Origin of the sequence: Aquimarina litoralis (assembly GCF_039523995.1) — a bacterium.
GTDB lineage: Bacteria > Bacteroidota > Bacteroidia > Flavobacteriales > Flavobacteriaceae > Aquimarina > Aquimarina litoralis.
The window spans coordinates 2,075,152-2,087,425 of record NZ_BAAAGE010000001.1; the positions used below are offsets into that span (position 1 = coordinate 2,075,152).

Annotated in this window: 10 protein-coding genes; 7 read left to right on the forward strand and 3 right to left on the reverse strand. The window is 32.9% G+C overall.

All coding sequences use genetic code 11. The features are described from left to right. Together ABD077_RS08440 and ABD077_RS08445 are read left to right on the forward strand one after the other, a co-directional pair. On the forward strand, positions 1-2,445 hold the full coding sequence (locus ABD077_RS08440; RefSeq protein WP_343911885.1) for a GNAT family N-acetyltransferase: 2,445 nt from the start codon (positions 1-3) through the stop codon (positions 2,443-2,445). A 48-nt stretch (positions 2,446-2,493) separates the two neighbouring features. Then, positions 2,494-3,624, forward strand: coding sequence for a heparan-alpha-glucosaminide N-acetyltransferase domain-containing protein (locus ABD077_RS08445; protein WP_343911886.1), 1,131 nt, complete (start codon positions 2,494-2,496; stop codon positions 3,622-3,624). 33 nt (positions 3,625-3,657) lie between these two features. On the opposite strand, the gene ABD077_RS08450 is transcribed toward ABD077_RS08445, so the two are convergent. Further along, positions 3,658-4,683 (reverse strand): helix-turn-helix transcriptional regulator, encoded by a 1,026-nt coding sequence (locus tag ABD077_RS08450; protein ID WP_343911887.1) that lies wholly within the window; start codon positions 4,681-4,683, stop codon positions 3,658-3,660. Positions 4,684-4,798: 115 nt separating this feature from the next. Here ABD077_RS08450 and ABD077_RS08455 point away from each other — a divergent pair, with 115 nt between their 5' ends. The 3 genes from ABD077_RS08455 to ABD077_RS08465 all read left to right on the forward strand — a co-directional run bounded on the left by ABD077_RS08455 (position 4,799) and on the right by ABD077_RS08465 (position 9,856). Further along, entirely contained in the window at positions 4,799-7,174 is a 2,376-nt protein-coding gene (locus tag ABD077_RS08455) for a TonB-dependent receptor (protein WP_343911888.1), read from the forward strand. 30 nt (positions 7,175-7,204) lie between these two features. Next, positions 7,205-8,488, forward strand: coding sequence for a DUF4374 domain-containing protein (locus ABD077_RS08460; RefSeq protein WP_343911889.1), 1,284 nt, complete (start codon positions 7,205-7,207; stop codon positions 8,486-8,488). Positions 8,489-8,686: 198 nt separating this feature from the next. Continuing rightward, entirely contained in the window at positions 8,687-9,856 is a 1,170-nt protein-coding gene (locus tag ABD077_RS08465) for a PepSY-associated TM helix domain-containing protein (RefSeq protein WP_343911890.1), read from the forward strand. Positions 9,857-9,902: 46 nt separating this feature from the next. On the opposite strand, the gene ABD077_RS08470 is transcribed toward ABD077_RS08465, so the two are convergent. Both ABD077_RS08470 and ABD077_RS08475 read right to left on the reverse strand, forming a co-directional pair. Continuing rightward, a complete protein-coding gene (locus ABD077_RS08470; RefSeq protein ID WP_299602829.1) occupies positions 9,903-10,334 on the reverse strand; it encodes a hypothetical protein in 432 nt (143 codons plus the stop codon). Positions 10,335-10,370: 36 nt separating this feature from the next. Beyond that, a complete protein-coding gene (locus ABD077_RS08475) occupies positions 10,371-10,592 on the reverse strand; it encodes a hypothetical protein (RefSeq protein ID WP_299602827.1) in 222 nt (73 codons plus the stop codon). Between the two features lie 217 nt (positions 10,593-10,809). Here ABD077_RS08475 and ABD077_RS08480 point away from each other — a divergent pair, with 217 nt between their 5' ends. Both ABD077_RS08480 and ABD077_RS08485 read left to right on the forward strand, forming a co-directional pair. After that, a complete protein-coding gene (locus tag ABD077_RS08480; RefSeq protein ID WP_343911891.1) occupies positions 10,810-11,592 on the forward strand; it encodes a patatin-like phospholipase family protein in 783 nt (260 codons plus the stop codon). 5 nt (positions 11,593-11,597) lie between these two features. Continuing rightward, positions 11,598-12,230, forward strand: a complete 633-nt coding sequence (locus ABD077_RS08485; protein ID WP_343911892.1) for a Crp/Fnr family transcriptional regulator — start codon at positions 11,598-11,600, stop codon at positions 12,228-12,230. Positions 12,231-12,274: the final 44 nt, after the last annotated feature.

Genomic DNA, 12,274 nt, shown 5'->3' on the forward strand with positions numbered 1-12,274 from the left:
ATGGAAAATATAGGAGCCATTCAAAATATCGTGTTCTCTAGGACGATAGAAAATTTTGGAACTATACATCTACGTCATTTAGATTTTGATAGCGACATCAATACGATCCATCTATGGGTGACAAATCCGTATGCCAAATATTGGGGAATGTTAGATAGCACATTAGCTGAAGTTCGGTCTGAATATGAAACACTAGTTTCCAGAAAGGACTATGATGTGTTTGTAGGTGTCTATAATGGAGTTCCCATCTTTTTAATGGAAAAATACAAAGCATCTACCGATCGAGTTGCAGAACATTATGCTGTTAAAGACACAGATTATGGGATGCACATTTTGGTTGCGCCCTCAGAAGAAAGGATTACAGGATTTACCTGGAATGTTTTTAGTACGGTGCTTGAGTATTTTTTTCAATTACCCGAAGTGGAAAGAGTAGTTGTGGAACCAGATGTTAGAAATGAAAAGATTCATAAGCTGAATAAAAAAGCAGGGTTTGTTTATCAAAAAGAAATAGAGCTTCCAGAAAAAACGGCAGCCTTAGCTTTTTGCGAACTAGAAGATTATAAAATAGCAAAGAAAGCTTTGCACGAAAATAATAATCCAATGACCAACTTAGATACCAACCAACTAGAAACCTCAGATACTCACCTTAATCCAACTACTTGGGCCAAAGTAAATAGATCTTTAGTGGCTAAAGCCATTAGTGAATTTACCCATGAATTACTTTTAAAACCAGAACAACAAACAAACCATAGCCAGTTTAATACGTATCGACTGAAAGCTGATAATCCATCTATTGTTTATGAATTTAAAGCCAAAATATACGCACTAGATCATTGGGATGTGGATGCACAATCTATCATTAAGAAAGTTGATCATAAACAAATGCCTATTGATGCATTAAAATTTGTAGTAGACTTTGTATATACCTTGGAAATACCAAAACACTTGCTACCAGTATACTTAGAAGAAATTTCTAGTACACTTTCTAGTGCTGCTTATAAAGAAGTGAATAGTACTTTTTCTGCTAAAGAATTGGTCAATAATTCTTTTCAAGTTATCGAACATGCGATGACAGAAGGCCACCCTTGTTTTGTAGCTAATAATGGTAGAATAGGTTTTGATCATCAGGATTATCTACAGTATTCTCCAGAAGCAGATACACCTTTTAAAATCTATTGGGTAGCGGGACATAAGAGTAAAACTACTTTTACCTCAGTAGATTCATACGAGTATAAAACTTTTATAAAAGAAGAACTTGGAATACAATTAATTGCAAAATTTAATACCAAATTAGAGTCTTTAGGATTAGATACAAGCTCTTATGTTTTTATTCCTGTGCATCCATGGCAATGGAATAATAAGATATTTCAAGTATTTGCGGCAGATATAGCAAATCAAAATTTGGTGTTTTTAGGAGAAGGTGAGGATTATTTTTCTGCACAACAATCTATCAGAACATTGTATAATAAAAGTAATCCTAAAAAGATGTATACCAAAACGGCCTTGTCTATCCTAAATATGGGGTTTATGCGTGGACTTTCGCCTTCTTATATGCAAAGCACGCCGCATATAACCACTTGGATAACTGATTTGTTGGAGAAAGACCAATATTTAGAAAAACAAGGTTTCACAATGCTAGGTGAAGTAGCTACCGTAGGTTTTCAAAATACCTATTATGAATTATTGGGCAAAACAAATGCCCATAATAAAATGTTATCTGCTTTATGGCGAGAAAGTCCGCATAGCAAAATACACGAGGATCAACAATTAATGACTATGGCAGCGTTACTTCATAAGGATTCGCTTGGCAACTCTTTAATTGTTGCATTGATCAATGCTGCTTCTTGTGAAGTTAACCTTTGGGTCAGAAAATATTTAAGTGCTTATCTGTCTCCTTTATTACACTGTTTTTATAAGTATGGGTTCGTTTTTATGCCTCATGGCGAAAACATTATTGTGGTATTAGAAAATTATCTTCCTGTAAAAATTTTGATGAAAGATATCACAGAAGAAGTTATTGTTTTTAACCCAGAATTGGAATTGCCTAATAAGGTAAAACGATTGTATACCGAGACTTCTGATAAGATGAAAATCTTAAGCATTTTTACAGATGTCTTTGATTGCTTTTTTAGGTTTTTGACTCCTATTTTGGAAAAAGAGTTATCATTTCGAGAAGAAGATTTTTGGAAAGAAGTTGCATTATGTATTCATTCTTATCAGCAGGAACATCCAGAATTACAATCCAAGTTTGATAGGTATGATCTTTTTGTACCAGAATTTGATAGGTGTTGTCTCAATAGATTACAGCTTAAAAACACGCAACAAATGCTAAATCTTGCAGATCCAATGGCAAGTTTAATCTTAGAAGGAACCTTAGAAAATCCCATAGCTCAGTTTAAGAACATAGATCACTTAAGGGACAAAGAAGAAGTTGCTATAGTGTAACCCATTTTAATGTATTTAAAATTTTAACAGAAATCCAAACAAACTAACATGGAACTACAAAAAAAGACATCACACGCGACACTAAAAAACAATAGGATTTTAGCTATTGATTTTGGGAGAGGATTTAGTGTAATTGCCATGATAATGGTACATACCTTATGGATTCATGCTCAACAAAATGTTCAGTCAGATACTTTGTTAGGACATTTTATTCATTTTGTAGGAAGAGGTACACCAGTTTTTCTAATAACGATGGGTGTATCTTTTATGATCTCTAGAAATCAGAGTATGCAAAGTGCAGTGAAACGTGGAATATTAATTCTTGGAGTAGCTTATTTAATGAATTTTCTAAAGTTTCTCGTTCCCATTTTGATTGGACTTATGCCAGATAGTTTTATAGCTGCATATGGTTGGGAAAATCCTCTAGATATTGAAAAATATGTGTATCTCTTGCTAACAGGTGATATCTTACAATTAGCAGGAATATCCTTATTGATATTGGCATTTGTAAGAGCTTATCTTAAAAATAAATTTTTGATTTTAGGATTGGCCATTATAATCGCCTTTTTGTCTGTAGAATTAAGAGAGTTTCAATCAGGAATAGTAGGATTAAGCTATATTACTCAATTGTTGTGGAGTGATGGATACTGGGTGTATTTCTCTGTATTTCCTTGGATTTCATTTATACTATTAGGGATGTTTTTTGGACGATGGTATATAGAAATGGACTACGATCAAAATAAGTTATTTAAGAGAATGTTTATAGGCGGTATCATATGCGTACTCGTTGGAGGGCCTTTAGTGTTTATAGGTGAAAAGTATCATTTCAATGATTTTTTCCATTTAGGACCAGGAGGAGTTATTTACCTTGCAGGTTGGAACTTTGCGGTATTATCTTTATTTCATTGGTTGCTTGCAAAAACTAAAAATAATTGGGTATATAGAACCTTTTATTATTGTAGTAAGCATGTTACCTCGTTATATGTGATTCAATGGGTTTTAATTTGTTGGGGGATGATATTTTTTGGGTTTCAAAGTATGAATGAATTGGATACAATTCTATTAATGCCATTGTTTATGGGACTAACATTTATGATGCACTTCATTTTTATCAAATTGAAAGAAAATTTTACATCTAATAGGTATTTCTTTAAACGAAAATTATCCGTAGAAAGTTAGTAATTTAAGAAGAGTGTAAGGATAGAATGATAGTTAAGATAAATTATTTTCAGAAGATAATTTTGTTCTATATTTTTTTGGTGTTATGCCTTCTATTTTTTTGAAAGCAGCTGTAAAATGAGTAGAGTTTTTATACCCTACTAATTCTGAAATTTCATAGATCGGTTTTTTGCTATGAAGTAGTAATTGTCGGGCTTTATTCATTCTTAATTCCGTAGCATATTCAAAGATTGTTTTGCCAAACAGTTCTTTAAATTCTTTTTTAAGAATGAAATCATTAATACCCACTCGTCTAGATAAGTCATGAATAGAGTATTGCTTAGACAGATCGGAGCTGATCAAATGTTGAATATTATAAAGCTTTTTAACAATATGATCGGTAGCAGTAATGTGATTAGTTTTAGATTGCTTAGAAGTGTCTTCCAGTTTTAAGGCAACAAGTTCTAGTACCTTGGATTCAAGGAATAACCGCTTTAATAATCCGTTTCTTTTGTCTATTAAAATTTCGGTAAGAATGTTCTGAGTTTTGGAGCATAATGGTTTTAAAAAATTCTCTTTTAGTTTTAATAAGGAGTGTGTTTCCAGAATATTGTATTCTTCATCTAATCGATGTCTTTTGATAAACTCTTTACTCATTCTTACCTTAACTTCTTTTAATCGTTTCCTTTTGTGATAGGAAATACTTCCTTTTATACGTTCTAAATACAATAGATAACATTCTTGACTTTCATAAATTAGATCTTTTGATATACCGTCGATTCTGATGATTTGTTCCCCTTCAATCAAAAAAGACATTTCTAAAAAGTCTCTAGAAGTAGCACCTTCGATGCGCAAGTCTTTTTCAAATAAAACATCAAAAATCGTGATAGATAATCCTTCAAACTTATGTTTTAGAAAATACCCAACACCATAGTCCTTTAAAAACTGAAATTTTTTAGAGCTAATTCCGCAGCGATCATAGGTGTTTATAAGCTCAGAAACAGTATATAAAGTATTCGTTTTTTGAGCATTGTCCATCTCTTTATAAGTCAAATTATTTTTACGTCTTTTTTTATCCATAATGCGTCATTTTTCTCTTCCCTTAGATCCTAATTTTGCATTTTAAATTTATTTAGACTAATTATAAATAGTTATTGTTTGGGTCGCTAAAATAGATAAAAAATCGTTACAGTCAGTGGTTATTTTAAAAAGAAAAATTAATGTCTTTTTAATGCTTTTGGTTACACTTTGTTGTCAAAGTCAAGCATTACTTAAAGGAGTGGTGGTGGATGAAAAATCCCAACCAATACCCGAAGCTTCTATACGTGTTTTGGAACTAAATAATATTGGTACTACCACTAATTTTGATGGGAAATTTAATCTTTCGATTCCAGAGGGTAATTATACTTTACAGACTAGTTTTATTGGTTTTGAAACAAACTTTTTAGAGGTAAGAGCTGATGCTAATAAAGAAAGATTTATTCGTATTGTTCTAAAGGAAAACATTGAAGAGCTTAACGATGTCATTGTTAAGTCTAAAACTGCGGGTCAGAAAGCAAAAGAAAAGGCTTTTGAAGTAGAAGTGATTGAAATTAAGGAGCTTAAAAACACTAGCGCGGATATCAATTCGATTTTAACTACGATCCCTGGTGTTAATGTGCGACAACGTGGTGGTTTAGGCTCTGCTTTTGATTTTTCGTTAAATGGTTTATCCGGAAAACAGGTAAAATTCTTTATAGATGGAATTCCCATTGAAAATTTCGGAAGTTCTTTATCATTAAATAATTTTTCTGCCACTCTGATAGAAAGAGCAGAAATATATAAAGGTGTTGTTCCTATTCATCTGGGAACTGACGCTTTAGGTGGTGCAGTAAATATTATAACCAATAGAAGAAGAAAGGATTACCTTGATGTATCGTATGATGTTGGTTCTTTCAATACCCATCGAGCAACAATTAATGCCCAACATTACAGTAAAAAAGGATGGATGTTTCAGCTGTCCTCTTTTTATAACCATTCTGATAATAATTACACGATTGATGATATTGAAGTAAGAGACGAATTAGGTAATGATACAGGAATTAGACGTGATGACGTAGAACGATTTCATGATGCCTATAATTCTCAGATGATTACGGTTAAGACCGGAATGTTAGAAAAATCATTCGCAGATCGATTGATCCTTGGATTTACGGCTTCAGCTAACGAAAATGAAATACAGCATCCTATAGATCCACAAAACCCATTTGGAGAAGTGTTTTCGGAAAATGATATTGTTTCTGGGTCTATTGAATATGAAAAAAACAGTCTTCTTAAAGATAGGTTGAGGTTAAAAATCTACGGATCCATTACAAGAAATAGAGAGAAAGTGGTAGATACTTCATCTAGGAAGTATGATTGGTTTGGAAATTTTATTGAACGTGGTGATCAAACCTTAGGAGAATTTGAAGCAAGTAAAACCTTATTCGAATTTAAAGATAATTTGCATTTGATAAACGCTTTAGCTAGTTATAATTTAAGTGATAATCATTCAGTAAGTATTAATTACACTAAGAATTATATTCGACGCAAAGGAGAAGATGAAGCACGAACGGGAAGGATAGCATTTCAAGACCCGCATATTGTAAATAAAAATATTATTGGACTTTCTTATGATTTAAGTGTATTAGACAATAGATGGAAAACCGCCATTTTTTCTAAAGGATATCTCCTGAATTCAGAAGGGATTATAGAGGATCTTTTCGCCAGTACTGAGGAAGAACGCTTTACCAAAATTGAAAATACTTTTGAAGAGTTAGGATACGGTTTAGCAACGACTTTTAAGATTATACCTGATTTTCAGCTCAAAGGATCCTTTGAAAGAACATTTAGAATTCCTGAAGGATATGAAGTTTTTGGTGATGGATTTTTGCTGAAATCAAATCCAACATTATTACCAGAAGAAAGTTACAATGTCAATCTAGGCGCTCTTTTTAATACAGAAATAAATAAACTCAAGCTCCAGCTGGATAGTAATATCTTTTTTAGAGATGCTAAAAATTTTATTGCCATAAGATCTGAAGGTATCTTCTCTAGATATTATAATACTGCGGATGCCCGAAGTACGGGAATTGAAGGAGAAGTTAGAATGCTGTATAATAATTCTTTCTTTTTAGATCTCAATGCTACTTACCAAAACATCATTGATAGGAATGCTGGAGAAAATGCAGGTGTTGATTTTTTAAAAAATCAACGTATCGCCAACATCCCTTATCTATTCGGCAATGCTCGAATAGGAGGTAGATTCAAAAACGTATTGGCTGCAAAAGATCAATTCAATATTTCTTGGAATACTTACTACGTGCATGAATACCCACTTACTTCTTTTGTAGAAGGGAATCCGGAAGATAGGGATATCATTCCAGAGCAATTGTCACATAATCTAGAGTTGGGATATTCTTTCAAAGAGGGAAGGTATAACCTATCAGTGTTAACGCGAAATATAACAGATGCTAAGGTTTATGATAATTTCGAAATTCAACAACCTGGAAGAGCCTTTTATGTAAAACTTAGGTACTATATATCAAACTAAAATAATTTTTAAACATCAAAATCATATACAATGAAAACAATAAAATGGATACAAAGTGCAATGCTAGTCGTAGCAATTGCTATGATTGCTACTTCTTGTAGTAGTGATGATAATGGAGGTACGATTACTGATCCAGATCCGGATCCAGTAGCTGTATCAAAATATGTAGTGGGATTTGAAGCATTTCCTGTAGGTGATGAGAGTCCTGTAGATTATATTTTGGAATTACCTTCTTTAGAGTCTTTAACTACTGGAGAAATTTCTGTAGAAGGACAAGGAATCCCTTTAAGAGGATGGAGATTTTTTCATGGAGCTGGTAATACTGTTTTTACAGCAGGATATTCTGATGATGATAAATGTATTGCATATCAGCTAGATGAAAATGGAGATTTGGTAGAAAAAGCAAATTTTGCTTTTCAGTCAACACTAGATAATTATGCTGCCATTGATGATAATACATTAATTGCTGTAGAACTTACCTATGGCGGACTTTCAGATAAGCGTTTTCACATCGTAAATGCAGAGACAGGACTTTTAGAAGAAATAAAAGAGCATCCAATAGATATTGATATGGGTGATGGAACTGCAACAAATCCAGGATCTATTCCTTGGGTTACAGGAATGGTGCTTAGAGATGGGAAGTTATTTGTTTCATACCATAAATGGTTAGCAGATGGATCATTTATTACTCCAGATGTGGATCGTGCTTATGTTGCGGTATATAGCTATCCAGCATTCGAATTAGAAAAAATAATCGAGGATGATAGAACAAGCCCAATCGGTGTTAATGGTCATAGTACAGGAATCGAGCAAACAGAAAATGGAGATATCTATTCTTTTTCAACTTCTGCATTGAGTGCTGGTTTTACAGCAGCTTCAAAACCTTCTGGTATTTTAAGAATTAAAAATGGAGAAACAGAATTCGATTCGGATTATTTCTTCAACGTAGAAGAAGCTCTTAATGGAGGAAAGATATTCTGGATGGACTATGTAGGTAATGGAAAGGCCATTGCAAGAATTATTCTGGATGATACCAATGGAGCCGGAGAATGGGGAGCGTTTTTTAAGAAAGATGTTTTCAAAATGGTAGTTATTGATTTGGTAAATCAGACAGTAACTGATGTAGCTGGAGTACCAACACATGGTCATCGTTATACTTCTCCAATGTTTGTAGAAGATGGAAAAGCGTATATCAGCAGCTCTACCGATACAGAGACGTATGTATATATAGTGGATCCAGAAACGGCTACCGCTACGCAAGGAGCAAAAGTTTTAGGTCTTGGACTTAAAGGAATATTTAAAATAAGTAACTAATTAACTCAACTGTGATTCGTACTGGGTACTAAGAAATGTATGTGCATTAATGCTAAGACAACTATCCGAATAATAGTGTTTTTAGGTTTCGATAGATGGTCTTTGAAAGTAACTATGTTTTGTTTGCAAACCTTTTTAAAAACCCCAATAACTAGTTATCATTTTTTAGCTATCCAGTATGATTTCATTCATCTATAAATGACTAGTAAAAAGAAAAATAACAGGCGAAAGAGAATATTACAAATCCATAAAATACTTGGACTAACAACAGGTTTGGTGCTTTTTGTTGTTTCTATTACCGGTTGTTTATGGGTTTTTAAAGAAGAAATAGAAAGCTTTTATGATGATTATAAATATGTAGACGTTCAGGATCAGAGTTTTTTAGTAGCATCAGAGATCAAAAAGATAGCTGAAAAAATTATACCGAATAGAACTATCCATGGAGTTGTATACGGCCAACCAGGTGAAGCAATAGAGGTGGTGTTTTACGAATCAGAACCAGAAGTATTTTATCAGAGTGTGTATTTGAATCCTTATTCAGGAGCATTTATCAAAAGAGTAGATAATGATGCAGGTTTTTTTGGCTTTGTCCTAAAAGGTCACTTACGATTATGGTTACCAGATGCGATCGGCTCTAGAGTAGTATCCTATTCCGTTTTACTATTTCTAGTTATTATTATCAGCGGACTTATCCTTTGGTGGCCAAGAAACAAGAAAAATTGGCGACAGAGATTACGATTTGATTGGAATAAAAATACTAGATGGAAGCGTAAGAATTTTGATCTACATACCGTTGTAGGCTTTTATGTATCCTCCTTTGGATTGATACTGGCATTTACTGGATGTGTCATGGCATTTAATTGGTTTTATTTCATTGCTTATAAGGCTTCGGGAGGTTCTAATGATCCAAGGTTTGTGATCCCAGAAAGTGAGCAAGTCATAGCATCAACCATAGCATCTAGCTACCCTTATGATCAATTGATTCCAATACTAAAGGAAAAGTATCAGAATGCTCATAGTTTCGAACTACATTATCCAGAAAATGATACTACTTCTGTTTTGGTAGAGGTAAGTAATTCTAAGGGATTGTATTACAATATGGATTATCTATTCTTTGATCAGTATACGCTTAAAGAAATAGAAACTCCAAGTATTTATGGGAAATATAAAAATGCCAGTTTTGCTGATAAGGTAATTCGTATGAATTATGACATTCATATTGGGGCAATTGGTGGACTAGCAGGTAAAATCATTGCGTTTTTGTCCAGTTTACTTTGTGCCTCTTTACCAGTAAGTGGAGTGTTGTTATGGTATGGTAGAAAATATAAAAAGAGAAAGAAGCATAATGCCTCTTTGGTCATTACATAAGATTCTTAGATACATAAATACAAGAATATTCTATTTTAGAAAATATCTATAAAGAATCTACATGCGGATATTGCTGATCATATTCGGTTTTTAAACGGATCATCTTTTTAAAAAATAATGCATTTTCCTTGTGTGTACGATTGTTTCTGAAATGGACAAATTTCCCCTGTGCGTGTATGCTAATACCGTTAGTTTTGTAAAGATAAAATTGATAATAAGGAATAACCCAAGTGTAATTTTGTAAACCTTTGGTAATAGCTATCAAAATTCCATACGGACGTAATTCGATATTGCCGTAATTAAGATCAGAAACTGAATTAAGGATCTTTCTCAAGTTAGGGCTAACTTCTTCTATGATCATTCGTTTAGATCCAATGCCGCCCATTTTGATTGATTGTAATATAGAAAAGGGTTTTCCAACCAGATCATTAATGAGCTCCTTATTTTTTTTATTTTTATAGGTAGTTTCTAATAACATTTGTGATTATTCCTTATGCTGGTAATTAGTAATGGTTTATACTGTTGGAACACCTTTCAGGCGTTTTTCAATTTTCTTTTTCTTTACGGTTAACAGCTTCATAATATCCATCAATTTAGCATCCTTTGTTTTTTTATAAATTTCGTTGATTGCCAAAATCAATGTCTTTGCTTCTCTAGAGGCTTTTACTCTATCACTGGTAGTCATATTACTCATCTTTCTACCTTCAAATTCCAATGCTTTCTCTATTAATTCCATATTTTTCTTATAAAGATAAAAAATGTTTAACTTTTTATAAAAATTATTAAACAAGATTAACGTTTGTTTATTAACTAGTTTTGTTTTGTTTTAGAAAGACGGATGGATAATACTTAAAATACGCTGGATAGTATCTTTAAATTTATCTAAATAAATAGGTAGTATTTCAGGAATACTTTAAATTAGAATCCTAACAATATTTTGCAAGAAAAGTAAAATGAAAGTTCCAAGTAATATAGGTTTGGTTTTGTCTGGAGGAGGTTTCAGAGGTTTAGCGCACATAGGTGCTATTAAAGCAATTGAAGAGGCTGGTATATTTCCTAATTTTGTTTCTGGAACTAGTGCAGGAGCAATAGTAGGAGCATTGTATGCTGCAGGAAATTCAGTTCCTGGGATCAAAGACTTTTTTAACAAAACACCGGTTTTTAAACTCAATAGATTCACAAGAAGAAAACCTGGGTTTTTGGATTCAGAGAAATATTATGATGACCTTATAAATCATTTTGTAGATAATACATTCGAAAGTTTAGAAAAGAAACTTTTTGTAACAGCTACAGATTTGGTAGAAGGGCGGGTAAGTGTATTTAGTACTGGAGAATTGATAAAGCCAATACTTGCATCGGCAGCTTTTCCAGGTGTTTTTTCTCCCGTTATGATAGATGGACATCTGTATTCTGATGGAGGGATTTTGGATAATTTTCCGATAGCACCTATTATGGATATGTGTGATATGATCATAGGTATTGATGTTTCTCCAATTCGAAAGCCTAAGATTACGGATTTTAAGCATGCGCATAATGTCATGCAAAGAGCTTATTACTTGCGTGCAATGCCTAATTCGGAAGCAAAGTTGACAAAATGCGATATTATTATACATCCAAAGAAAGTAAGTAATCATGGAGTATTCAATACAAGTAATTTAGATCAGGTTTTTGAAATCGGATATGAAGAAGCTAAAAAACAACTAGATCGTTATTTTGAGAATCAAAAATTATACTAATCATTGTGATTGAGGAATTAAATAATAGTTATTCGCACCTTTTTGAAAAGGAGCTGTTAGAAGAAATCAATAAGGTAGCTATAGCCAAAGAAGTTCATGAGGGCACAGAACTGATACGATCTGGGAGCTATATCAAATCAATGCCGTTAATCATTCATGGAGCTATTAAAATTTTGAGAGAAGATCAAGATGGAGATGAGTTACTTTTATATTTTTTAGAAAAGGGAGATACTTGCGCAATGACATTATCTTGTTGCATTGGACATCACAGGAGCGAAATTAAAGCAATTGCCGAAATGGACTCCAAGTTGGTGATGATCCCAGTAGAAAAAATGGAAGAGTGGACAACGAAGTATAAGTCCTGGAGGAATTTTGTGTTCGAGAGTTATCATAAGAGATTAATGGAAGCTATTGAAACGATTGATAGCATTGCATTTTTAAAAATGGATGAACGATTACTAAAGTATCTAAAAGATAAAACTAAGATTAGTAATGATCCTCTTATAAGTACTACGCATCAACAGATTGCTTATGATCTTCATTCTTCTCGTGTTGTTATTTCCAGACTATTAAAAAAAATGGAAAAAGAAGGTATTATCAAATTGAATCGAAATAGTATTGAAATTTTAGAGGCTTAAATCGTGTAACTTTTGTTACTTGATACTAATGAAGAGATCCCTAT

Coding starts and splice junctions, on each gene's coding strand:
- ABD077_RS08440 (WP_343911885.1), top strand. CDS start 1: ATGGAAAATATAGGAGCCATTCAAAATATCGTGTTCTCTAGGACGATA.
- ABD077_RS08445 (WP_343911886.1), top strand. CDS start 2,494: ATGGAACTACAAAAAAAGACATCACACGCGACACTAAAAAACAATAGG.
- ABD077_RS08450 (WP_343911887.1), bottom strand. CDS start 4,683: ATGGATAAAAAAAGACGTAAAAATAATTTGACTTATAAAGAGATGGAC.
- ABD077_RS08460 (WP_343911889.1), top strand. CDS start 7,205: ATGAAAACAATAAAATGGATACAAAGTGCAATGCTAGTCGTAGCAATT.
- ABD077_RS08465 (WP_343911890.1), top strand. CDS start 8,687: ATGACTAGTAAAAAGAAAAATAACAGGCGAAAGAGAATATTACAAATC.
- ABD077_RS08470 (WP_299602829.1), bottom strand. CDS start 10,334: ATGTTATTAGAAACTACCTATAAAAATAAAAAAAATAAGGAGCTCATT.
- ABD077_RS08475 (WP_299602827.1), bottom strand. CDS start 10,592: ATGGAATTAATAGAGAAAGCATTGGAATTTGAAGGTAGAAAGATGAGT.
- ABD077_RS08480 (WP_343911891.1), top strand. CDS start 10,810: ATGAAAGTTCCAAGTAATATAGGTTTGGTTTTGTCTGGAGGAGGTTTC.